General features: G+C 71.8%; 20 protein-coding genes, 1 pseudogene and 2 riboswitches. Of the genes and pseudogenes, 14 read left to right on the top strand and 7 right to left on the bottom strand.

Annotated elements, in window-relative coordinates; translation table 11 throughout:
- From LQ222_RS20455 to LQ222_RS20405, 11 genes and pseudogenes are all read left to right on the top strand, one after another.
- Positions 1–1,514, top strand: a pseudogene (locus LQ222_RS20455) (AAA family ATPase); the annotation flags it as partial.
- Between the two features lie 75 nt (positions 1,515–1,589).
- Positions 1,590–2,063 carry a molybdopterin-dependent oxidoreductase gene (locus LQ222_RS20450; protein ID WP_230168698.1) on the top strand — a complete coding sequence of 158 codons (474 nt, stop codon included), beginning with the start codon at positions 1,590–1,592 and terminating at the stop codon, positions 2,061–2,063.
- 10 nt (positions 2,064–2,073) lie between these two features.
- Complete coding sequence (locus tag LQ222_RS20445) at positions 2,074–4,431, top strand: bifunctional diguanylate cyclase/phosphodiesterase (protein ID WP_230168697.1); 2,358 nt, start codon at positions 2,074–2,076, stop codon at positions 4,429–4,431.
- A 132-nt stretch (positions 4,432–4,563) separates the two neighbouring features.
- Positions 4,564–5,022: a VOC family protein gene (locus LQ222_RS20440; protein WP_230168696.1), complete on the top strand. Its 459-nt coding sequence runs from the start codon at positions 4,564–4,566 to the stop codon at positions 5,020–5,022.
- A 45-nt stretch (positions 5,023–5,067) separates the two neighbouring features.
- Positions 5,068–6,933 (top strand): ABC transporter ATP-binding protein, encoded by a 1,866-nt coding sequence (locus LQ222_RS20435; RefSeq protein ID WP_230168695.1) that lies wholly within the window; start codon positions 5,068–5,070, stop codon positions 6,931–6,933.
- Between the two features lie 108 nt (positions 6,934–7,041).
- Positions 7,042–7,332, top strand: a complete 291-nt coding sequence (locus LQ222_RS20430; RefSeq protein WP_230168694.1) for an AtpZ/AtpI family protein — start codon at positions 7,042–7,044, stop codon at positions 7,330–7,332.
- A 43-nt stretch (positions 7,333–7,375) separates the two neighbouring features.
- Positions 7,376–8,131 carry a F0F1 ATP synthase subunit A gene (locus tag LQ222_RS20425; RefSeq protein ID WP_230168693.1) on the top strand — a complete coding sequence of 252 codons (756 nt, stop codon included), beginning with the start codon at positions 7,376–7,378 and terminating at the stop codon, positions 8,129–8,131.
- A 75-nt stretch (positions 8,132–8,206) separates the two neighbouring features.
- Positions 8,207–8,431, top strand: a complete 225-nt coding sequence (locus tag LQ222_RS20420; RefSeq protein ID WP_198372814.1) for an ATP synthase subunit C family protein — start codon at positions 8,207–8,209, stop codon at positions 8,429–8,431.
- 128 nt (positions 8,432–8,559) lie between these two features.
- A complete protein-coding gene (locus LQ222_RS20415) occupies positions 8,560–9,162 on the top strand; it encodes a F0F1 ATP synthase subunit B' (protein WP_230168692.1) in 603 nt (200 codons plus the stop codon).
- On the top strand, positions 9,162–9,647 hold the full coding sequence (locus LQ222_RS20410; RefSeq protein WP_374202180.1) for a F0F1 ATP synthase subunit B: 486 nt from the start codon (positions 9,162–9,164) through the stop codon (positions 9,645–9,647). Before LQ222_RS20415 ends, LQ222_RS20410 begins: the two co-directional genes overlap by 1 nt.
- Positions 9,648–9,784: 137 nt before the next feature.
- Complete coding sequence (locus LQ222_RS20405; protein ID WP_230168691.1) at positions 9,785–11,365, top strand: ABC transporter substrate-binding protein; 1,581 nt, start codon at positions 9,785–9,787, stop codon at positions 11,363–11,365.
- Here the strand turns inward: LQ222_RS20405 and LQ222_RS20400 are convergent, their stop codons facing one another.
- From LQ222_RS20400 to LQ222_RS20370, 7 genes are all read right to left on the bottom strand, one after another.
- Complete coding sequence (locus tag LQ222_RS20400) at positions 11,366–12,316, bottom strand: alpha/beta fold hydrolase (RefSeq protein ID WP_230168690.1); 951 nt, start codon at positions 12,314–12,316, stop codon at positions 11,366–11,368.
- Positions 12,317–12,356: 40 nt separating this feature from the next.
- Positions 12,357–12,917, bottom strand: a complete 561-nt coding sequence (locus LQ222_RS20395; protein ID WP_230168689.1) for an NUDIX hydrolase — start codon at positions 12,915–12,917, stop codon at positions 12,357–12,359.
- Positions 12,914–15,829: an aminomethyl-transferring glycine dehydrogenase gene (gcvP, locus tag LQ222_RS20390; RefSeq protein WP_230168688.1), complete on the bottom strand. Its 2,916-nt coding sequence runs from the start codon at positions 15,827–15,829 to the stop codon at positions 12,914–12,916. Before gcvP ends, LQ222_RS20395 begins: the two co-directional genes overlap by 4 nt.
- On the bottom strand, positions 15,826–16,203 hold the full coding sequence (gene gcvH, locus LQ222_RS20385; protein ID WP_230168687.1) for a glycine cleavage system protein GcvH: 378 nt from the start codon (positions 16,201–16,203) through the stop codon (positions 15,826–15,828). Before gcvH ends, gcvP begins: the two co-directional genes overlap by 4 nt.
- A 12-nt stretch (positions 16,204–16,215) precedes the next feature.
- Positions 16,216–17,325 (bottom strand): glycine cleavage system aminomethyltransferase GcvT, encoded by a 1,110-nt coding sequence (gene gcvT / locus LQ222_RS20380; protein WP_230168686.1) that lies wholly within the window; start codon positions 17,323–17,325, stop codon positions 16,216–16,218.
- A gap of 48 nt (positions 17,326–17,373) precedes the next feature.
- A riboswitch (glycine riboswitch) is annotated at positions 17,374–17,466 on the bottom strand.
- A gap of 3 nt (positions 17,467–17,469) precedes the next feature.
- Positions 17,470–17,561: riboswitch (glycine riboswitch) on the bottom strand.
- A 206-nt stretch (positions 17,562–17,767) separates the two neighbouring features.
- Positions 17,768–18,328, bottom strand: coding sequence for a histidine phosphatase family protein (locus tag LQ222_RS20375; RefSeq protein WP_230168685.1), 561 nt, complete (start codon positions 18,326–18,328; stop codon positions 17,768–17,770).
- The gene (locus LQ222_RS20370) at positions 18,325–18,873 is read right to left on the bottom strand and encodes a hypothetical protein (RefSeq protein ID WP_230168684.1); all 549 of its coding nucleotides are present in this window, start codon (positions 18,871–18,873) and stop codon (positions 18,325–18,327) included. The genes LQ222_RS20375 and LQ222_RS20370 overlap by 4 nt, the downstream gene beginning before the upstream one ends.
- Positions 18,874–18,972: 99 nt before the next feature.
- Here LQ222_RS20370 and ispH point away from each other — a divergent pair, with 99 nt between their 5' ends.
- From ispH to rnhA, 3 genes are read left to right on the top strand one after another with little or no spacing between them, the layout of a single operon-like run.
- Positions 18,973–19,929, top strand: a complete 957-nt coding sequence (gene ispH, locus LQ222_RS20365; protein WP_230168683.1) for a 4-hydroxy-3-methylbut-2-enyl diphosphate reductase — start codon at positions 18,973–18,975, stop codon at positions 19,927–19,929.
- On the top strand, positions 19,929–20,909 hold the full coding sequence (locus tag LQ222_RS20360; protein ID WP_230168682.1) for a homoserine kinase: 981 nt from the start codon (positions 19,929–19,931) through the stop codon (positions 20,907–20,909). The genes ispH and LQ222_RS20360 overlap by 1 nt, the downstream gene beginning before the upstream one ends.
- The gene (rnhA, locus tag LQ222_RS20355; RefSeq protein WP_230168681.1) at positions 20,906–21,358 is read left to right on the top strand and encodes a ribonuclease HI; all 453 of its coding nucleotides are present in this window, start codon (positions 20,906–20,908) and stop codon (positions 21,356–21,358) included. Before LQ222_RS20360 ends, rnhA begins: the two co-directional genes overlap by 4 nt.

Below are 21,358 nucleotides of genomic sequence, written 5' to 3'. Positions count from 1 at the left end.
TGCCCGACCTGCCCGCGCTGCGCCGCGCCGCGGAGGAGGCCGGCGCCGCCGAGACCCGCGCCCAGGCCGCCGAGCACGCCGCGCGCGAGGCCCGGCGCGCGGCCGAGCACACCGCCCGTGGCGCGCGCCAGCATGAATCGACGCTGGCGACCCGCGCCGCCGAGGCCGAGAGCCGGCTGGCGGCCTTGGCGCCGCAATTGGCGCGGCTCGCCACCGAATGCGCGGACGCCGAGGCGGCGCTGGCCGAGGCGGTGGCGCAGCAGGCGGCGCTGCCCGACCTCGATGCGCTGCGCGCCGCGGTGACCGCCGCGCGCGATGCGCTGGCCACCGCACGCGGCGCGGAGGTGACGGCGCGCAGCGACATCGCCGCGCTGCAGGCCGAGGGCACGCGCGTGGCCGCCCGCCTGGCAGCGGTGGCCGAGGAAGCCGCGCTGTGGACCACGCGCGGGGAGGATGCGGAAGCCCGCGTCATCGACCTGCGCCGCCGCGGGGGCGAGGCGCAGACCGAACGCGACGCGCTGGCCGAGGCGCCGGAGGATGCCGGTGCGCGGCTGCGCGGTGCCGCCGCGATGCTGGCGGAGTCCGAAGCCGCCCATGCCGCCGCCGCCAGCGCCCTGGCCGCGGCCGAGGCGCGGCTGCGCGACACCGCCGACGCCCGCCGCCGCATCGACGCCGCCTTCGCGACCGCGCGCGAAAGTCAGGTGCGCGCCGAGGCCGCCGCCGAGGCCGCTGAGACCGCCGGCGAGGCCGTTGCCGCGCGCATCGCCGAGCGGCTCGGCGAGGATGCCGACTTGCCGGAAGCGCCCGACGAACTCTCCGACGCCGCCGAGGACAAGGCGCGCCGCAAGGTCGAGCGCCTGGCGCGCGAGCGCGACGAGATGGGCCCGGTCAACCTGCGCGCGGAGATCGAGGTGGCGGAGATCGAGGAGCGCGTCGGCCAGATCACCACCGATCGCGACGAGGTGCAGGCGGCGATCGCCAAGCTGCGCGGGTCGATCGGGCACCTCAACCGCGAAGGCCGCGAAAGGCTGCGCGAGGTGTTCGACCGCGTCGATGCCGAGTTCCGCAACCTGTTCTCGCGGCTGTTCGGCGGCGGGCGGGCGCATCTGGCGCTGGTCGGGTCGGATGATCCGCTGGAGGCGGGGCTCGAGATCTATGCCGAGCCGCCGGGCAAGAAGCTCGCGACGCTGTCGCTGCTGTCGGGCGGCGAGCAGGCGCTGACCGCGCTGTCGCTGATCTTCGCGGTGTTCCGCTGCCAGCCCGCGCCGGTCTGTGTGCTGGACGAGGTCGATGCGCCACTGGACGACGCCAATGTGGAGCGCCTGTGCGACCTGCTGGACGCCATGGCGGCCGAGAGCGGCACGCGCTTCCTGGTGGTGACGCACCATCCGCTGACCATGGCGCGGATGCACCGGCTGTATGGCGTGACCATGCAGGAACGCGGTGTGTCGCGGCTGCTGAGCGTGGATCTCGGCCAGGCGGTCGAGATGGCGGAGGGGCCGGTCGCGGCGTGAGCGCCGCGCGGGTAACGAACACTTTACCCCGCAGGCTGTAGGCATCCCATTCATTCGATAGGGAAGGCCCAGGGCATGCGTTTCGCTCGACGACCGATGCTTGCGGCGGGGCTGCTGCCGGGCCTGGCGGCCGCACAGCCGGCCGCGGGCCTGGATGTCACCGGCGCCATCGCACCGCCGACGCGCCGCCGGCTGTCGCTGCCGGAGCTCGAGGCGCTGGGCATGGTGGAGGTGGTCACCACCACGCCCTGGACCAACGGCACGCAGCATTTCTCGGGCGTGCCGCTGCAGGCGCTGCTTGCCAGCCTGGGGGCGCGTGGCGAGACCCTCACCGCGATCGCGCTGAACGACTACCAGGTCACGATTCCCCGTGCGCCCGCCATCGCCGCCGACGCGACCATCGCGACGCGCCAGGCCGGGCAGCCCCTGAGCGTGCGGGAGCGCGGGCCGTTCTGGATCGTCTTCCCGTGGAGCCGTCGGGCCGAGCTCGACTCCGCGGTGGTGCGGCAGTGGGCCGTCTGGCAGCTCGCGCGGCTCGACGTCAGCTGAACGCGCCGCCATGCGATGGTGGCGCGGCCGGGGCGGGCTCACCCTGCCCCTGCTGGGGTTCCTCGCCGCTGCGATCGTCTTCGTGGCCTCGCTGGGGGTCACCGGCGGGCGGCTGCTGCATCAGGCGCGGCTCGAGGCGAACGCCAATCGCGTCGGCTTCTGGGAGAGCAGCCAGGCGCTCAGCGAGGCGCAGCGGCTGCGCGCGGAGCTCTACCGCCAGGGCGTGACGCGCGATGACGGCGCGGCGCTGCGGCTGCGCTTCGACATCCTCTGGAGCCGGCTCGATCTGCTGCAGGCGACCGGGGACGACGGCCAGCGGCTGCCGGCGCTCGAAGCGGTGCGCGCCGAACTGCCGAAGATCTTCGACCAGATGCGCGCGATCGATGCGCTGCTGGCGCCGGCGATCGCCGGTGACCCGGCGGCCTTCGCCGCGGCCGAGGCGACGCTGGCCGACCTGGTGCGCGAGGTCGGCGCCGCGCATCGCGAGCTGAACCAGGACCGCCAGATCATGGCGGAGGCGACCGCGCGCGGCCTGGGCCAGTTGCGCGCGGCGTTCGGCGCCAGCGCGCTTGGCCTGGTGGCGAGCGTGGCGCTGCTGTCGGGCATGCTGTTCTGGCAGTGGCGGCGCACCCAGCGGCTGCTGGTCGAGACCGAGGGCGCGCGGGCGCGCGCCGATCGGTCCGAACGCCTGCTGCGGGTGCTGGTGGATGCGCTGCCGGTGATGGTCTCGGCGCACGACCAGGATGGGCGCTTCGTGCTGGCGAACGACGCGCTCTCGGAATTCCTCGGCCAGCCGGAGGACCGGCTGGTTGGCCAGCGGCTGGAGGCCGTGACCGGCCAGCCCGGCGATGCCGGCGAGGTCGCGGCGGCGCTGTCGGGCGGGCAGCGGCTGGGGTTCCGCGAAGTGGCGGCGCAGGATGCCGGCGGCCGGGCGCGCACGCTGCTGACCACCACCGCGCCGGTCGCGGAGGCCGGCGGGCCGGCCGAGACCGCGGTGCGCATCAGCCTCGACATCACCGAGCGCAAGGAGGCCGAGCAGCGCATCCGCCACCTGGCCGAGCACGATGCGCTGACCGGGCTGTCGAACCGGCATGTCTTCCGCGAGGCGCTGGACAGCGCGCTGGCGCGCGGCGGGATGGTGGCGCTGCACCTCATCGACCTCGATGACTTCAAGGACGTGAACGATTCGATGGGCCATGTGGCGGGCGACGCGCTGCTGGTGGTGGCGGCGGCACGCATGCGCGCGAGCCTCGGGCCGGGGGAATCGCTGGCGCGGCTGGGCGGCGACGAATTCGCGGTGATCCAGACCGGCATCCACGCCGAGACCGAGGCCGACCTCAAGGCCGAGAGCATCGGCCGGGTGCTGGCCGAGCCCGAGCTCCTCGAGGGGCAGCTGGTCAGCGCGCGGGCCAGCATCGGCACCGTGATCGGCCCGGTGGACGGCATGGACGCGCAGGCGCTGCTGCAGCGTGCCGACATCGCGCTCTATCGCGCCAAGGGCGCCGGCAAGGGCCGGGCGCAGCGCTATTCCAGCGCCATGGAGGCACAGCTGGTCGAGCGGCGGCGCCTGCAGGCCGACCTGGAGCAGGCGATCCAGGATGGGGCCATCCACTTCGCCTTCCAGCCCAAGTTCAGCGTGCGGGACCTCAGCTTCGTGGGGTGCGAGGCGCTGGCGCGCTGGACACACCCGGTGCGCGGGGTGGTGCCGCCATCGACCTTCGTGCCGCTGACCGAGACGGCGCGCCTGTCCGCCCGCTTCGCTCTGCTGACGCTGCGCGCCGCGCTGCGCCAGCGCCGCGCCTGGCGCGAGGCCGGCCACGACATCCCGGTCGCGGTGAACCTGTCGGCACGCCATGTGGTGTCCGGCCAGGCGCCGGCGCTGTTGCGCGAGGCGCTGGCCGCCGAGGGCGAGCGGCCGAGGGGGCTCGAGGTCGAGGTGACCGAGGACGTGTTCATCAAGGACCCTGGCGAGGCGGCCGAGACGCTGGCGGCGCTGCAGCGCGAGGGGGTGCGCCTGGCGCTCGACGATTTCGGCACCGGCTATGCGTCGCTGGGCTACCTGCAGCAATTGCCCTTCGACGTCATCAAGCTCGACCGGTCCTTCGTGATGGGGCTGGGCACCAGCGAGCGCACCGAGCAGATCGTGGCGGCGGTGGTGCGTATCGCGCACGGGCTGGGCGCGACGCTGGTGGCGGAGGGGGTGGAGAACGCGCTGCAATTGTCGCGGCTGCGCGCGATCGGCTGCGACGACGTGCAGGGCTACCTGCTGGGCAAGCCGATGGCGCCCGAGGCGCTGCTGCGCCTGGTCGAGCAGGAGGACGCGGCGAACACCGTGCGGCCGGTGCCGCGGCTGGCCGGGGTGGCCTGAGTCGCGGCGCCGGGCCGTGCCTCGCGGGGGGCGATCGTCGTCCTCCGACCGTCACGCAATTGTTCCAGTTTTGTTCTGGCGCGCGTCGCTTGGCGGTGGCAGCATCGGCCCGGACGAAGGGAGATCGCCACCATGACCGTGCCACCCATCCCGCCAGGCTACGCGACGCTGACGCCGTATCTGTCGGTGTCCGACCCGGCCAGCGCCATCGCCTTCTACCAGAAGGCCTTCGGCGCCAGGGAACGGATGCGCCTGATGATGCCGGACGGCAGCATCGGCCATGCCGAGATCGACATCGGCGACAGCGTGATGATGCTGGGCGGCGCCTGGCCGCAGATGGGCTTCGCACCGCCCGAGGGCACGGCCGTGTCGGTCATGCTGCACCTGTATGTCGAGGATGCGGACGCGGTCTTCGATCGCGCGGTGGCGGCCGGCGCGACGGCGCTCGTGCCGGTCGAGACGAAGTTCTACGGCGACCGCAGCGGGTCGCTGCGCGATCCCTTCGGGCATCGCTGGAGCATCTCGACGCATGTCGAGGATGTCAGCACCGAGGAAGCGCAGCGGCGCATTTCAGCCATGCCGCAGGAATAGCGCGGCGCGGTTGACGCCGGCGCGCGCGCGGCGCGTCCTGCACCCATGCCTGTCCGCCTGTTCGAACGCCTGGTCGATCCCGTCACGCCGCCGGGCGAGGCTGCCGCGCGCTTCCTCGGCGTGCCGGTGCCCGACCATGCGCCGCCGCGCAGCCTGCTGGGCTTCTACTGGCATTTCGCCCGCCAGGCGCGCGGGCTGTTCGGCGCGCTGTTCGTCGCCGGGCTGTGCGTGGCGCTGCTGGATGCGCTGATCCCGGTCTTCATCGGCACGCTGGTGTCGCTGCTGGCGGCGCATGGGCCCGACGCGCTGTGGGACAATGCCTGGCACGTGCTGGTGGGCATGGCCGTGGTGCTGCTGGCGGGGCGGCCGGTGGCGATCACGGCGCAGAACCTGATCACGCAGCAGGGGATCGTGCCGGCGGTGACGTCGATGATCCGCTGGCAGGCGCATTGGCATGTGGTGCGCCAGGGCTGGGCCTTCTTCCAGGAGGATTTCGCGGGCCGCATCGCAACCCGCGTGATGCAGGCCGGGCCGGCGCTGCGCGAGAGCATCGTGCAGTCGGTCAACGCCGTCTGGTACATCCTGGTGTACGGCACCGGCGCGATGCTGTGGCTGGCGAGTGCCGACCTGTGGCTCGCGCTGCCGGTGCTGGTGTGGTTCGCGTTGTATGCGGTGCTGCTGCGGTTCCTGGTGCCGCGGCTGCGCGACCGGTCACGCGCGGCGTCGGAGGCACGCAGCGCGCTGACCGGGCGGGTGGTCGATTCCTACACCAACATCCTGACCGTGAAGCTTTTCGCCCGCGCGAAGGATGAGGACGCCTTCGTGCGCGAGGGCTTGCTCGGCCTGAACACCGCCTTCGGGCGGCAGGTGCGGTTGGTGACGCTGAACGGGCTGCTGCTGTCGGTGCTGAACGCCTCGCTGATGGTCGCCGTCGCCACCGTGTCGGTGGTGCTGTGGCAGCGCGGGCAGATCGGCATCGGCACGGTCGCGACCGCCCTGCCGATGGCCTGGCAGATCGCGAACATCTCCGGCTGGGTGGCGTTCAACGTGACCGCCATCTTCGAGAATATCGGCGTGGTGCAGGAGAGCATGGGGTCGATCGCGGTGCCGCCGACCGCCGCCGACCCGCCGGATGCGACGACGCTTAACGTGGCGCAGGGCGAGATCCGCTTCGAGGGCGTGCACTTCGCCTATGGCCGCACGGCCGGCGTGCTGCGCGGCTTCGACCTGGTGGTGAAGCCCGGCGAACGCGTCGGCCTGGTCGGGCATTCCGGCGCCGGCAAGACCACCGCGGTGAACCTGCTGCTGCGCTTCTTCGCGCCGGAGCGCGGCCGCATCCTGGTCGATGGGCAGGATGTCGAGGGCGTCACGCAGGAGAGCCTGCGCGGTGCCGTCGGCATGGTCACGCAGGACACCGCCCTGCTGCACCGGTCGATCCGCGACAACATCCGCTACGGCCGCCCGGACGCCACCGACGCCATGGTCGAGGCCGCCGCCCGCCAGGCCCAGGCGCATGACTTCGTCATGGCGCTGACCGACTGGCGCGGGCGATCGGGCTACGACGCGCATGTGGGCGAACGGGGCGTGAAGCTCTCGGGCGGGCAACGCCAGCGCATCGCGATCGCGCGCGTGCTGCTGAAGGATGCGCCGATCCTGGTGCTGGACGAAGCCACCAGCGCGCTCGATTCGGAGGTCGAGGCCGCGATCCAGGAACAGCTCGCCGCGCTGATGGCCGGCAAGACCGTCATCGCCATCGCGCACCGGCTGTCCACCATCGCGCGCATGGACCGGCTGGTGGTGATGGACCATGGGCGGGTGGCGGAACAGGGCACGCATGCCGAATTGCTGGCGCTGGGCGGTGTCTATGCCGGCCTGTGGGAAAGGCAGTCCGGCGGCTTCGTGGAGGCGTAGGAAAAGCGCCGCATTCCGCCGGATTGTGCGGCGCACGCGCTTGACAGCCTCATGGACGAACCGTAAAGCGCGGCCTGCCTTCCGGCGGGGTCTCGCCAGGGAGCCAAGGTGAACGAACGCAACGGTTTCGACGAGAGGTTGCGGCAGGCGCGGGCCCGTGAAGGGCTCGACAAGCGTCCGGAAGGGCGCGGAAACCTGCCGCAGGGCCCCTGGGGGATCGGATTGCGCGCGGGGGTCGAGGTTGTCTCGGCCCTGGGTGTGGGCATCGGGATCGGCTTCCTGCTGGACCGCTGGCTGGGCACCTGGCCTTGGCTGTTCCTGGTGTTCTTCGTCCTGGGCAGCGTGGCGGGGGTGGGCAACGTGTATCGCCTGTTCATGCCGCGCCCTGGCGGGAAGTGACGACGGCGCGCCTGCGGCGCGACGCCAATCGGGGGACCAGACGGTGGCGGTTGAAGGCAAGACGATCGACGCGCTGAGCCAGTTCGAGCTCTCCCCGGTCCTGGGCGTCTTCGGGCATGCCGTGTCCTTCAGCCAGTCGAACCTGTTCATGGTGGTGGCGGTCGCGCTCACCTGGTTCCTGATGAAGGCGACCGCCGACCGTGGCGCGCTGGTCCCGGGGCGCCTGCAGGCGCTGGGCGAAAGCGCCTATGAATTCATCCAGGGCATGGTGCGCGACCAGGTCGGGGACGAGGGCAAGAAGTATTTCCCCTTCGTCTTCTCGATCTTCATGTTCGTGCTGTTCGGCAACCTGCTGGGCATGCTGCCCTATGCCTTCACCTATACCTCGCACATCGCGGTGACGCTGACGCTGGCGGCGGTGGTCTGGGTGTCGGTCACCGTGATCGCGCTGCAGCGCCACGGCATGCACTTCTTCAGCTACTTCTTCCCCGAGGGCGCGCCGACCTGGCTGGCGCCGATCATCATCCCGGTCGAGATCATCTCCTACCTCTCCCGCATGGTGTCCCTCTCGGTCCGCCTGTTCGCCAACATGGTCGCCGGCCACGTCATGCTGAAGGTCTTCGCCACCTTCGTCGTGCTGCTGGGCGGCCTGGGCGCGGTCGGCCCCTTCATCGCCGCCATGCCGCTGGCGGTGAATGTCGCCCTGGTGGGCTTCGAATTCCTGGTCGCGTTCCTGCAGGCCTATGTGTTTGCGATCCTGACCAGCATCTACCTGCACGACGCGGTGCACCTGCACTGACCCGCCATGTGACCGGGGTGCCGGCGCACACGCGTACGTTCAGAACCTCCATGTAACTCAGGAAGGACGATCATCATGGAAGTCGCCGCCGCGAAGGCCCTTGGGGCCGGTATCGCCGTCATCGCGCTGTTCGGCGTGGGTCTGGGCATCGGCAACATCTTCTCCTCGCTGATCAACAGCGTGGCGCGCAACCCGGCGGCCCGTGACGTCGTGTTCCCGATCGGCATCCTGGGCTTCGCCCTGACGGAAGCCGTGGCGCTCTTCGCGCTGCTGATCGCCTTCCTGATCCTGTTCGCCTGACGCCTGCGCCCCGCCCCGCCCATCCGGGCGCGGCGGGGCACCTGCGTTGACCTTTCGGTTCTAGAGCAAGACATCCGGCCATCGGGATCCCGCTGATCGGATATTGCTCTGGCGGCAAGGAGACGGCGATGCGCCGAATGATGTTCCTGGCGGCCCTGGCCGCCGCACTGCCCGGCATCGCGATCGCCGCGAGCACCTCGGCCGTGCCGGTCGATGGCATGCCGCAGCTCGCCTTCGGCCACCCCGAGCAGGGCCGCCTGCTGGTCGGCCAGATCGTCTGGCTGCTGCTGATCTTCGCGGCGCTCTACTTCATGATGGCGAATGTCGCGCTGCCGCGCGTCGGCGCCGTGATCGAAGGCCGCCACGCCCGCATCGCCGCCGACCTCGAGGCCGCGCAAGCCGCGAAGCTCGAAGCCGACGCCGCCATGGCCGCGCACCGCACCAGCACCGAGGCCGCCCGCGCCGAGGCCCGCGCCGCCGTCGCCGGCGCCGTCCATGCCGCGCAAGCCGATGCCGATGCGAAATCCGCCGCGCTCGCCGCGCGCCTGAACAAGCAGATCGCCGATGCCGAGGCGCAGATCGATGCCGCCCGCGCCTCCGCCATGGGCGCCATCCGCGGCGTCGCGACCGACACGGCCGAGGCGCTGGTCGCCCGCCTGGTCGGCCGCGCCGACCGCGCCACCGTCGAGGCCGCCGTCGGGCGCGTGCTCGCCAGCAGCGGGAGGGCCTGATGTCCGATCCGAAATTCTGGGTTGCCGTCTCCTTCGTCCTGTTCTTCCTGTTCCTGGGCAAGAAGATCTGGGGCGTGATGACCGCCGCGCTGGACGGCAAGGCCGAGGGCATCCGCCGCCAGCTGGCCGAGGCCGCCGAGCTGCGCGCCCAGGCCGAGCAGATGCTCGCCGCGGCCGAGGCCGAACGCGCCGCCGCCGCCCGTGAGGCCGAGGACCTGCTGGCCCGCGCGCGCAGCGAGGCCGAGCGCCTGGCCGCCGCCGCCGCCGCCGAGGCCGAGGCCGCCGCCCGCCGCCGCGAGCGCATGGCGATAGACCGCATCGCCGCCGCCGAGGCCTCCGCCGTGGCGGAAGTCCGCAATGCCGCCGCCGATATCGCTGGCGCGGCCGCGCGCACCGTCATCGCCGAGACGCTGGATGCCACCGCCGACGGTGCGCTGGTCGACCAGTCGGTCGCCGACCTGCCCAAGGCGCTGCGCGCCGCCTGACCCCGGCCGCGCTGCCGATCGACACGGGCGCCCTTCGCGAGAAGGGCGCCCTTTCTCGTTCTGCGTGCATCTCTTCCCCTTCCCGCACAACCTGAAAGGGATTAACGATAGAATCACGCAAGAATCCGGGAGCCATCATGTTGCGCCGCACGACCCTCGCCACCCTCCTCCTGGCCGCCACCACGCTCGCGGCCCAGGCCAATACCTTCCGCTGGGCCAATGACGGCGACGTCAACTCGATGGACCCCTATGCGCGCAACGAGACCTTCCTGCTCTCGTTCAATGCCAACATCTACGAACCGCTGGTCCGCCGCGACCGCAACCTGGCCGTGGAGCCGGCCCTGGCGGCGCGCTGGGAGCAGCCCTCGCCGACCGTGTGGCGCTTCCACCTGCGCGAGGGTGTGCGCTTCTCCGACGGCACGCCCTTCACCGCCGATGACGTGGTCTTCTCCTTCGAACGCGCCCGCGCGCAGGGGTCGAACATCACCGCCGTGCTGGCCTCGGTGAAGGAGGCGCGGGCCGTCTCGCCGACCGTGGTCGAGCTGGAGACGCACAACCCGAACCCGATCCAGCTCGAGGAAATCACCCTCTGGGGCATCATGTCGCGCGGCTGGGCCGAGCGGAACAACGCCCAGCGCACCGCCGACCTGACCCAGCGCGCCGAGAACTTCGCCACCCGCAACGCCATGGGCACCGGCCCCTTCGTGCTGGTCAGCCGCGAGCCCGACCGCCGCACCGTGCTGGCGCCGAACCCGAGCTGGTGGGACCGCCCGGAACACAACCTGACGCGCGTCGAGTTCAACGTGATCTCGAACGACGCGACGCGCGTGGCCGCGCTGATCAGCAACGAGGTGGACATGGTCTATACCGTGCCGCCGCAGGACACCGACCGGCTGTCGCGCACGCCGGGCATCCGCGTGCACCAGCAGGCGGAACTGCGCACCATCTATTTCGGCATGGACCAGACGCGCGAGGAATTGCTGAAGTCCGACGTGCGCGGCCGCAACCCCTTCCGCGACGTGCGCGTGCGCCAGGCCTTCCAGATGGCGATCGACAACGAGGCGATCGTGCGCACCGTCATGCGCGGCCAGGCGCGTGCCACCGGCCTGATGGTCGGCCCGGGCGTGAACGGCCACACCGATGCGCTGGACACCGCCGTGCGCGTGCGCCCCAACGTGGCGGAAGCCCGCCGCCTGCTGACCGAGGCCGGCTACCCGAACGGCTTCGGCGTGACGCTCGACTGCCCGAACGACCGCTATGTGAATGACGAGGCGATCTGCACCGCCGCCGTCGCCATGCTGGCGCGCATCGGCGTGCGCGTGCAGCTCAATGCCCAGACGCGCGCGCGGTATTTCGCCGAGATCCTCGGGCCGTCCTATCGCACGTCGTTCTTCATGCTGGGCTGGACGCCGCCGACCTACGACGCGCACAACGCGCTGTTCAACCTGATGGGCACGCGCGACGGCACGCGCGGCGTGTTCAACCCCGGCGGCTATTCCAACCCGCGCTTCGACGAACTGACCAACCGCATCGCGGTGGAGACCGACCGCACGCGCCGCACCGCGCTGATCGACGAGGCGATGCGCCTGCATGCCAGCGAGGCCGGGCATATCCCGCTGCACCAGCAGGTGGTGATCTGGGCGGCGCGGCAGAACATCACGCTGCAGCAGCTGGCGGACAACTTCTTCCCGCTGCGCCTGGTGCGCGTGGGGCAGTGATCAGCGCGGCGCCAGCGCGGCGCTGAAAAAGACCACCGCATCGGCCGCGAAGCCCGCCAGGAAGGCGTCGCGGTCGAGCCCCGGCGGGTCGGCGCACAGGAAGGGCAGCGCGGCGCGGCGTTGCGCGTCGCAGGGCGGCATGAACACCCAATGCCCCGCCTGCGGAACCACCACCGGCACCGGTCGGCCGGGCAGCAGCGGCGCGATCGCCTCGGCATGGTGGGGTTCGCGCAGCACGGTGTCGTCGCCGGCGCGCCACAGCCGCACCGCCGTGGTGGGCGGGACGGCGCGCAGCCCGTCAGGGGCGAACAGGAAGCCCAGCGCCGGCGCGGCCAGCAACGCGGCGCGCACCCGGGCATCGGGCGCGGCGAAGGGGGCCAGGCCCGCCGCGGCCTCCAGCGCCGCGCGGCCGAAGGGGGAATGGCAGAGCCGTTCGTCGGGATGATCGGCGCAGAGCGCGACCCAGCGCGCCGGGTCGGCCCGCCCGCCGGCCAGCAGCAGCGCCGCCGTACCACCCGCCGAATAGCCGAACACGCCGATCCGCGCGGGATCGACACGCGCCGGCTGCGCCGCCAGCACCTGGTCGAGCACGCGCGATGCGTCGCGCGCCCGCGCAGCCATGCGGGCGAAGGCGTTGGGGGCGGCGCGGTCGGCTTCCTGCGTCACCGCCAGGGCGGCGATGCCGGCCCGCGCCAGCGCGGCGGCGAGCGGCGCGTGGTCGGCGAAGGTCCCGCCCGCGCCGTGCAGCAGCAGCACCAGCGGCGCGCGCGCGGCGCCGTCGGGCAGCCAGAGCGCCCCCGCCGGCGGCGGGCTGCCGGGCAGCGCGAGGGGCGTTTGCGCGCGCGCCGGCAGGGCCAGCGCGAACAGCAGCAGAAGGACCGCGCCGCGCGGGACAGCACCGCGGCGGCGGGGACAGCCCGGCCGCGCGGCGCGGTTGGCGAAGCGGTGCATTCGCCGATGCTGCGCGCCGCGGGGCCGGCGCGCAACCGGGTCAGAAGGCTATGCGCCCCGCCGCGGCCAGCGCCAGCAGCAGCGAGGCGACATGCGTCGATTGCTGCACGCCGCCCTCGCGGATCACGCGCAGCACCTCGGGCACGGGGATGAGCTCGACGGCGATCTCCTCCCCATTGTCGAAGGATTGCGCGCCGGCCGGCGCCGCGCCCAGCGCGAGCACCGTATGCACGCGGTTGGTATGCGTGGCGGGGTTGGGGCGCAGCGTCACGACGTGGCGGAATTCGCGCGCGGCGAAGCCGGTCTCCTCGCGGAATTCGCGCGCGCCACCGGCGACCGCGTCGTCATCCTCGGCATCCATCACGCCGCCGGGGAGTTCGAGGTGAACCTCGCCCGCACCGTGGCGATACTGGCGGTTCATCACCAGCCGGTCGTCATCGGTCAGGGCCACCACATGCACCCAGTCGCGATATTCCAGCACGTAGAACGGGTCGATCGCGTCGCCATTGGCGGCGATGCAGCTGTCGGCCCGCACGCGGATCCAGCGATCCGCCAGCACGATGCGGCTCGCGGTCACCGTCCACGGCTTGAGCGCGGTCATTCGGCGGCGATCTGGTGCTGGTTGGCGTAGGCCTCCAGCGGCGCGCAGGAGCACACCAGGTTGCGGTCGCCATAGACGTTGTCGACGCGCTTGACCGGCGGCCAGTACTTGCGCGCCTTCACGAAGGGCAGCGGGAAGGCGGCCTGTTCGCGCGTGTACGGATGCGTCCAGGTCTCCGCGATGACCTCCGCCGCGGTGTGCGGGGCGTTCTTCAGCGGGTTGTCGGCCTTGTCCATGCGGCCCTGTTCGACCGCGCGGATCTCGGCGCGAATGGCCACCATCGCATCGATGAAGCGGTCGATCTCGGCCTTGGGCTCGCTTTCGGTGGGTTCCACCATCAGCGTGCCCGCGACCGGCCAGGACATGGTCGGCGCGTGGAAGCCGTAGTCCTGCAGGCGCTTGGCGATGTCCTCGACCAGCACGCCGCCGCCCTGCTGGAAGCCGCGGCAATCGAGGATGCATTCATGCGCGACCATGCCGTTCGCGCCGCGATACAGCACGGGGAAATGCGCCTCGAGCCGCTTCGCCATGTAGTTGGCCGACAGGATCGCGACCTCGGTCGCGCGCGTCAGGCCCTCCGCGCCCATCATGCGGATATAGGCGTAGCTGATCGGCAGGATGGACGCGCTGCCGAAGGGTGCGGCGCTGACCGGCCCGAAGCCCGTGGCCGGGCCGGCTTCCGCCAGCATCGGGTGGTTCGGCAGATGCGGTGCGAGATGCGCCGCAACGCCGATCGGCCCGACACCCGGGCCGCCGCCGCCATGCGGGATGCAGAAGGTCTTGTGGAGATTCAGGTGGCAGACATCCGCGCCGATGCCGCCCGGGCTGGTCAGCCCGACCTGCGCGTTCATGTTCGCGCCATCCATGTAGACCTGCCCGCCCGCGGCATGCACCGCGGCGCAGATCTCCTTGATCGCGGCCTCGAACACGCCGTGGGTGGAGGGGTAGGTCACCATCAGCGCAGCGAGGTTCGCGCCATGCTGCGCGATCTTGGCGTGCAGGTCCGCGACATCGACATTGCCGTCGCGGTCGCAGCCCACCACCACGACCTGCATGCCCGCCATCACGGCCGAGGCCGGGTTGGTGCCATGCGCGCTGGACGGGATCAGGCAGATTTTGCGATGCCCCTCACCACGCGCCTGGTGGTAGGCGCGGATCGACAGCAGCCCGGCATATTCGCCCTGGCTGCCGGCATTGGGCTGCAGCGACACCGCCGCGAAGCCGGTGATCTTCGCCAGCCAGGATTCCAGCTGCCGGATCATGGCGATGTAGCCCGCCGCCTGATCGACCGGCGCGAAGGGATGGATGTTGCCGAAGCCCGGGAAGGTGACCGGGATCATCTCCGCCGTCGCGTTCAGCTTCATGGTGCAGGACCCGAGCGGGATCATGCTGCGGTTGAGCGCGACGTCCTTGTCTTCCAGCGACTTCAGGTAGCGCAGCATCCCGTGCTCGGAATGGTGGCTGTCGAAGACCGACGCCGTCATGAAGGGGCTGAGCCGCCGCACGGATTCCGGCAGGTCGCCGGCCGGCGAGAGCATGCCGAGCGAGGCCGGCGCCGTGCCCGTCACTTCCGCCACGACAGCGCACAGCGCATCGAGGTCGGCGCGCGTGACGGTCTCGTCCATCGCCACGGCGACGCAACCGTCATCGACGCGGCGCAGGTTGAAGCCGCGGCGCAGGGCGGCGGCCATCAGCGTATCCGCGCGCGACCCGGCCTCGATCGCGATGGTGTCGAAGAAGCCTTCGTGGCGCAGCGACAGCCCCGCCTTCTGCGCGGCATCGCCGAGCAGCCGCGCCTGCAGGCGCACACGGCGCGCGATGCGCTTGAGCCCCTCCGGGCCGTGCCACACGGCATACATGCCGGCCATCACGGCCAGAAGCACCTGCGCGGTGCAGATGTTGGACGTCGCCTTCTCGCGCCGGATGTGCTGTTCGCGCGTCTGCAGCGCCAGGCGCATCGCCGGCGCGCCGGCGGCATCCACCGAGACACCCACCAGGCGCCCGGGCATCAGCCGCTTCAGCGGGTCGGTCACCGCCATGAAGGCGGCGTGCGGGCCGCCATAGCCCATGGGCACGCCGAAGCGCTGCGTGCTGCCCACGACGATGTCGGCACCCATCTCGCCGGGCGGCTTGAGCAGCGTGAGCGACAGCGGATCAGCGGCAACGATCGCGAGGCCACCGGCGGCCTTCGCGGCGGCGATCTCGGCCGTCAGGTCGCGCACCTCGCCGGTCGTGCCGGGATACTGCAGCACCAGCGCGAAGGGCTTATGCGCGGCGCAGGCGGCCGCGATATCGGCCACCGGTACGACATGCACGTGCCAGCCATGCGGTTCGGCGCGCGTGCGCAGCACCGCCAGCGTCTGCGGATGCAGGTCGGCCGCCACCACGATCGCGTCGGACTTGCCGCGCGTGGCGCCATGCGCAATGGCCATCGCCTCGGCCACCGCGGTGCCTTCATCGAGCAGCGAGGCATTCGCCACCGGCAGGCCCGCCAGGTCGCAGACCATGGTCTGGAAGTTCACCAGGGCTTCGAGGCGCCCCTGCGCGATCTCGGCCTGGTAGGGCGTGTACGCCGTGTACCAGCCGGGATTCTCCAGCACGTTGCGCAGGATCACCGGCGGCGTCAGCGTGCCGTGGTAGCCCAGCCCGATCAGCGACTTGATGTCGGCGCGGTTGCGCCCGGCCAGTTCGCGCAGTTCCGCGATGACCTCGGCTTCCGTCACCGGCGGCGGCAGGGCGGACAGGTCGGCGCCGCGGATGGTGCCCGGCACCGTCAGCGCCGTCAGCGCCGACAGGCTCTCGGCGCCGACCACCTTCAGCATCGCCGCGACCTCGGCCTCGGAGGGGCCGATGTGGCGGCGGGCGAATTCGTCATGCTCCTCGAGCGCGAGGAGGTCGGTCGGTCCGCTCATGCCAAGGTGTCCACGAAGGCGGCGTAGGCGGTCTCGTCCATCAGCCCGTCCAGCGCGCCGGGGTCGGAGGTCTCGATCTTGAAAAACCAGCCATCGGTGGTCGGCGCGGAATTGATCGCGCCGGGCGTGTCGGCCAGCGCGGCGTTCACCGCGACGACCTTGCCGGCGATCGGGGCATAGACGTCCGAGGCCGCCTTGACGCTCTCGACCACGGCGATGGCCTCGCCGGCGGTGACCTCGCGGCCGATCGCGGGCAGGTCGACGAAGACCACGTCGCCCAGCGCATTCTGCGCGTGGTCGGTGATGCCGATGGTGGCGACGCCGCCATCCAGCCGCACCCATTCGTGGTCACTGGTGAATTTGGTCTCGGACATCGGTGCGGTTCCTCAGCGGGCGTAGCGGTGGGGAATGAAGGGCATGGGCGCGACGCGGGCCGCCAGCGGCTTGCCGCGCACCATCAGTTCGAGGGCGGTGCCGTCGGCGGCGTGCTCGCGCGCGACATAGCCCATGGCCATGGGGCCGTTCAGCGAGGGGCCGAAGCCGCCGGAAGTGATCTCGCCGATGGCAGCACCACCCGGCGCATGCACAGGCGTATGGCCACGCGCCGGCTGGCGGCCTTCGGGGCGGATGCCCACGCGCAGGCGCGTCGTGCCATCCGCCAATTCCTGCGCGACGCGCGCCGCGCCGGGAAAGTCGCCCGCCATGCGGCGGCGCTTGCCGATGGTCCAGGTGAGGGCGGCTTCGACCGGGCTGGTCGTCTCGTCGATGTCGTTGCCATAGAGGCAAAGCCCGGCTTCCAGGCGCAACGAATCGCGCGCGCCGAGGCCCGCCGGCAGCACGCCGGGCAGGGCCAGCAGCGCGCGGGCGAAGCCTTCGGCATCCTCGGCGGCGACCGAGACTTCGACGCCATCCTCGCCCGTGTAGCCGGAGCGCGACACCAGCGCCGGCACGCCCGCGATGGTGAAGTGCCCCACACCCATGAAGGCCAGTTCGGCGATGCCCGGCGCCAGCGTGGCGATGGCCGCCACCGCGCCCGGCCCCTGCAGCGCGATCAGCGCGCGGTCCGGCAATGGCTTCAGCGTCACGCCGGCCGGCAGCAGCGATTCGATGCGCGGGAAATCCAGGTGCTTGCGGCTGGCGTTCACCACCAGGAACAGCCGGTCGCCGAGGTTCGCGACCATGAAGTCGTCCAGGATGCCGCCGTCATCCAAGGTCAGCAGGCCGTATTTCTGACGGCCAGGCTTCAGGACCTGCACATCGGCGGGTGTCGCGCGTTCCAGCGCGGCGGCCGCGCCCTCGCCCACCAGTTCGGCCTGGCCCATGTGCGAGACGTCGAACAGCGACGCGGCGGCGCGGCAATGCAGGTGTTCCGCCATGATGCCGGCGGGGTATTGCACCGGCATCGCATAGCCCGCGAAGGGCACCATGCGCCCACCCAGTTCGCGGTGCAGCCCGGCGAGCGGGGTTTCCAGGACGGCGTCGGTCGAATCGGCCACGGTGCCTCCCGCCGCAGCGCGGCGATTGGGGTTCAGTTCCGTGGCCCCCCTCTGTCGGATGGACCTGAGAGATTCGGCGGGGGCGTTCCCTCGCCTTACTCCGTCGGTGCCGTGGCGCGCATGCCACGGGCTTTCCAGAGGCCCCTTCCCCGCGCGGCCCTTTTGCCTGAGCGTTTCCGGGGGCCGGTTGCGCCTTCGGCGGGGGCGTCGCCGCCCCTCTCTCCCGCGCGGGATCTGCGGGGTGCGCCTTCCTGACAGATCGGGAGTGTATTGTCATGCCCTCAAACGGCGGGCGGCCCGCATCCGCGGGCCTGGCCTTCACGCCCTGCGCTGTTGCGCTGGGGATGACGGGCGGGTTGGGCGCGGTCGCGCATTCGCGCTCGCGGGGCTGCCGCGCCAGACGCTTCACGACCGCGCCCAAGGCCCCGCCGGCGCCGAACGCCTACCCGAAGGGCTGCCAGGCCTCGGTCACGCGCAATGGTTGCAGGGTGAAGCGCCAGCAGCACCCCGCCGCCGGCTGGTCATGCGCCCGCGTGATCGGCAGCCCCGCCAGCGCGCACATCAGCAGCGCGCCGGTGCCGCCATGGCCGACCATGATGATGTCGCCGCCCCCATGGCCGGACAGGATCTCCTGTGCCGCCGCGACCACGCGGCGCTGCGCGTCCACCGCGCGTTCCCAGCCCTCGATGCTTTCCTCGGGCCTGGCGAAGAAGGCATCCGCCAGGCGCTCGAACGCGGCGCGTGGGCGGTAGCCGGTGCTGCTGCGGTCCATCTCCGCCAGGCCCCGATGCACCTGCACCGGCAGGCCGAAGCGCGCGGCCAGGATGCCCGCCGATTCGATCGCCTTGGTCTCGTCGGACGCCCAGACGGCCGCCGGCGCGGTGTCGATGACCAGGCGCCGCAGCCGCGCGATTCCCTCCGGCGACAGATGCCAGCGCGGCACCGGCACCGCCGGGTCGATCACCACCTCGGGATGCGAGACAAACAGGCCCCGCGCGGTCACCGCGGCCCGCGGCGCCGATTCCGCTCGAGGTCGTCCGGCGTCAATTGGAAGGACAGGCGGACATTGTGGTTCTCGACCAGGCGCTCCTCGGCCGGGAAGCTGAGCACCACCGGGGTGCTGGCGATCCGCACGCGGTTGGCATTGGCCGCGAATTCCGCCGGCGTGACGTAGTCGCGCCGTTCGATGATCTGCCCGTCGCCGGCATCGGTCACCGCGATGAACCAGGGCAGCGAGACGCGCGGCGCGGTCGCCGCCGGCCCCCGCTCGACATCGAAGATCGCGCTGATGCGCACCGACACGCCGTCGCGCCGGCGCGTGTAGTCGCAATTCGCGTTGAAGCCGATCAGCCGGGCGTCGCTGGTCATCGAGGCGAGGTCAGGCACCGCGCCGTCGCGATGGCGCGTGAGGTCGGCGCCATCGGCCAGGATGGTGATTCGCGGGCACGGCGCCGGCGGGTTGGTGGACAGGGAAGTGCCGCCGCCGCAGCCGGCGAGCAGTGCCGCCGCCGCCAGACCGTAAGCCGCCCTCAGCCGCATCTTCGCCACCTTTCCATCCCCCCTATGACCCCGGGCGCCCCGTCTATAGTGTGCCGCCCGCCCTGGGCAGGGAGCAACCTGCCCGCCCCTGCAGCGCCGCGCGAGTCCATGACGCCCGAGAAGCCCCGCCTCCATGTCCTGCTCGCCGGCCCCCGCGGCTTCTGCGCCGGCGTCGACCGCGCCATCAGGATCGTGGAGGAAGCGCTGAAGCGCCACGGCGCGCCTGTCTATGTCCGCCACGAGATCGTGCACAACCGCTTCGTCGTCGAGGGGCTGGAACGCCAGGGCGCGATCTTCGTCGAGGAACTGTCCGAGGTGCCCGATGACGGGCAGCCCGTGGTGTTCTCGGCCCATGGGGTGCCGAAATCCGTCCCGGCCGAGGCCACATCGCGCGAGATGTATTTCCTCGACGCCACCTGCCCGCTGGTCAGCAAGGTGCACCGCGAGGCCGAGCGCCACAACGCCCGCGGGCGGCACCTGCTGCTGATCGGCCATGCCGGGCACCCCGAGGTGGTCGGCACCATGGGCCAGCTCGCGGAGGGCGAGATGACCCTGGTCGAGGATGCCGCCGCGGCGCTGAGCGTCACCCCGCCCGCCGGCGCGGCGCTTGCCTATACCACCCAGACCACGCTGTCGGTCGACGACACCGCCGAGATCGTCGCGATCCTGCGCGCCCGCTTCCCCGGCATCGCCGAGCCCGCGAAGGAGAGCATCTGCTACGCCACCACCAACCGCCAGGCCGCGGTGAAGTCGGTGGCCGCGCGAAGCGACCTGGTGATCGTGGTGGGGGCGCCGAATTCGTCGAACTCCGTGCGGCTGCGCGAAGTGGCCGAGCGCGCCGGCGCGCCGCGCGCCGTGATGGTCCAGCGCGGCGCCGAGCTCGACCCCGCGCTGGCCGATGGCTGCGCCACGGTCGGCATCACCGCCGGCGCCTCGGCGCCCGAGGTGCTGGTGCAGGAGGTGGTGGACCGCCTGCGCGAACGCTTCGCCGTGACCACCGAGGAAGTGACGGTGGCGGTCGAGGACGTGACGTTCCGCCTGCCGCGCATGCGCGCCGTCGCCTGATGGCGGTCTATACCGAGGTCTCGGACGAGGCGCTGCGCGCCTTCCTGGCGGAGTATGCGCTCGGCGCGCTGGTCGCCTTCCGCGGCATCGCGGAGGGCGTGGAGAATTCCAACTACGCGCTGAAGACCGAGCACGGCGACTTCATCCTTACGCTGTACGAAAAGCGCGTGGACCCGGCGGAGCTGCCCTATTTCCTGGGACTGATGGACCACCTGGCGCGGCACGGTCTGGCCTGCCCGACGCCGGTGCATGGGCGGGACGGGCAGGCGCTGCGCCTGCTGGCCGGACGCCCGGCGGCGATCGTCACCTTCCTGCCCGGCGTCTGGCCGCGGCGCGTGCGGCCGGAACACTGCGCGCCGCTGGGGCGTGCGCTGGCCGGGATGCATGTGGCGGGCGAGGGCTTCTCGACACTGCGCCCCAATGCGCTCGGCCCCGGCGGATGGGCGCCGCTGCTCGATGGTTGCCGCGCACGCGGGGACGAGGTGCAGCCCGGGCTGGTCGCGGAACTGGACGCGGCGCTGGCGGGCATCCTGGCCGCATGGCCGGCCGAGGGCACGCTGCCGCGCGGGCAGATCCATGCCGACCTGTTCCCCGACAACGTCTTCTTCCTGCCGGGCGAGGACGGGCGACCGCAGGTCTCTGGCCTGATCGACTTCTACTTCGCCTGCACCGACCTGCTCGCCTACGACGTCGCGGTCTGCCTGAATGCCTGGTGCTTCGAGCCGGACTACGCCTTCAACGTGACCAAGGCGCGCGCGCTGCTGAGCGCCTATGACGCGGTGCGGCCCTTGTCGGTGGCCGAGCGCGCGGCCTTGCCGGTGCTGGCGCGCGGGGCGGCCCTGCGGTTCCTGCTGACGCGGCTGTTCGACTGGACGCATACGCCGCCCGGCGCGTTGGTCACCCGCAAGGACCCGCTGGAATACCTGCGCAAGCTGCGCTTCTTCGCAATGGCCGACAGCCCGGCCGCACTCGGCGCATGACCGCCGACCCGCGCCCGCATGTCGCGATCTGGACCGATGGCGGCTGCAAGCCCAACCCGGGGCCGGGTGGCTGGGCCGCCATCCTGCGCTTCGGCGAGCATGAGCGCGAATTGACCGGCGGCGAGCCCGAGACCACCAACAACCGCATGGAACTGACCGCCGCCATCATGGCGCTGGAGGCGCTGAAGAAGCCCTGCATCGTGGCCTTGCACACCGACAGCCAATACGTGCGCGACGGCATCAGCCGCTGGATCCATGGCTGGGTGCGCAGCAACTGGCGCAACGCGGCGAAGGAGCCGGTGAAGAACATGGACCTGTGGCAGCGCCTGCTGGCCGCCGCCAAGCCGCACGAGGTCGAGTGGAAATGGGTGCGCGGCCACGCCGGGGACGCGATGAACGAACGCGCGGATGTGCTGGCGACGGCGGCGCGGGATGCGGCGGCGGGGTAG

Source organism: Roseomonas sp. CECT 9278 (assembly GCF_918698155.1).
In the GTDB taxonomy this organism is placed as follows: domain Bacteria; phylum Pseudomonadota; class Alphaproteobacteria; order Acetobacterales; family Acetobacteraceae; genus Neoroseomonas.
The sequence above is the reverse complement of the archived record's forward strand: the minus strand, read 5'-3'. Positions and strand labels throughout refer to the sequence as shown.

What these genes read in the sequence shown, in the direction of transcription:
- LQ222_RS20450 (WP_230168698.1), top strand. Translation starts at nt 1,590, where the DNA reads ATGCGTTTCGCTCGACGACCGATGCTTGCGGCGGGGCTGCTGCCGGGC.
- LQ222_RS20445 (WP_230168697.1), top strand. Translation starts at nt 2,074, where the DNA reads ATGCGATGGTGGCGCGGCCGGGGCGGGCTCACCCTGCCCCTGCTGGGG.
- LQ222_RS20440 (WP_230168696.1), top strand. Translation starts at nt 4,564, where the DNA reads ATGACCGTGCCACCCATCCCGCCAGGCTACGCGACGCTGACGCCGTAT.
- LQ222_RS20435 (WP_230168695.1), top strand. Translation starts at nt 5,068, where the DNA reads ATGCCTGTCCGCCTGTTCGAACGCCTGGTCGATCCCGTCACGCCGCCG.
- LQ222_RS20420 (WP_198372814.1), top strand. Translation starts at nt 8,207, where the DNA reads ATGGAAGTCGCCGCCGCGAAGGCCCTTGGGGCCGGTATCGCCGTCATC.
- LQ222_RS20415 (WP_230168692.1), top strand. Translation starts at nt 8,560, where the DNA reads ATGCGCCGAATGATGTTCCTGGCGGCCCTGGCCGCCGCACTGCCCGGC.
- LQ222_RS20410 (WP_374202180.1), top strand. Translation starts at nt 9,162, where the DNA reads ATGTCCGATCCGAAATTCTGGGTTGCCGTCTCCTTCGTCCTGTTCTTC.
- LQ222_RS20405 (WP_230168691.1), top strand. Translation starts at nt 9,785, where the DNA reads ATGTTGCGCCGCACGACCCTCGCCACCCTCCTCCTGGCCGCCACCACG.
- LQ222_RS20400 (WP_230168690.1), bottom strand. Translation starts at nt 12,316, where the DNA reads ATGCACCGCTTCGCCAACCGCGCCGCGCGGCCGGGCTGTCCCCGCCGC.
- LQ222_RS20395 (WP_230168689.1), bottom strand. Translation starts at nt 12,917, where the DNA reads ATGACCGCGCTCAAGCCGTGGACGGTGACCGCGAGCCGCATCGTGCTG.
- gcvP (WP_230168688.1), bottom strand. Translation starts at nt 15,829, where the DNA reads ATGAGCGGACCGACCGACCTCCTCGCGCTCGAGGAGCATGACGAATTC.
- gcvH (WP_230168687.1), bottom strand. Translation starts at nt 16,203, where the DNA reads ATGTCCGAGACCAAATTCACCAGTGACCACGAATGGGTGCGGCTGGAT.
- ispH (WP_230168683.1), top strand. Translation starts at nt 18,973, where the DNA reads ATGACGCCCGAGAAGCCCCGCCTCCATGTCCTGCTCGCCGGCCCCCGC.
- LQ222_RS20360 (WP_230168682.1), top strand. Translation starts at nt 19,929, where the DNA reads ATGGCGGTCTATACCGAGGTCTCGGACGAGGCGCTGCGCGCCTTCCTG.
- rnhA (WP_230168681.1), top strand. Translation starts at nt 20,906, where the DNA reads ATGACCGCCGACCCGCGCCCGCATGTCGCGATCTGGACCGATGGCGGC.